Raw genomic sequence first — 454 nt, 5'->3', positions numbered from 1 at the left:
CCTTCCAGGAAGGCGCGCATGTCGAAGCGTCTGCGGCCAACACGATCGACGTACCGTTGCGCGATCTCTTCGACACGCCCGATCTCTCCACCACCGACGACGAAATCGCCAATGGCGAATATGAGCCGCCGGCGGGAGCGCCCAGGCCGCTCGCGCCGTTCACGGCGCAGCGCATCGACTATTCGCTGGCGCGGCTGAGCCACTACACCGCCACCAATGCCGAGCATTTCCAGAATTTCGTGCTGTTCACGAACTACCAGTTCTATATCGATGAATTCTGCGCCTGGGCGCGTCAGCAGATGATCGAGGGCGGCAATGGCTACACCGCGTTCGTCGAACCGGGTAACCTCGTCACCAAGGCAGGCGATGCGGAGCCGACCGAGGGCCTTCCGGCCACCCGCCTGCCGCAGATGCCAGCCTATCATCTGAAGAAGAAGGGCCACGGCGGTATCAC

The 454-nt window shown here is 62.8% G+C and carries 1 pseudogene; it reads left to right on the top strand.

Annotated features, from left to right (window positions below):
• A pseudogene (locus AC1D0P_RS29380) lies at positions 1-454 on the top strand (AMP nucleosidase); the annotation flags it as partial.

Source organism: Polaromonas sp. P1_G2 (genome assembly GCF_056405515.1).
Note: the sequence above shows the minus strand (reverse complement) of the source record. Positions and strands in the feature narration are given on the sequence as shown.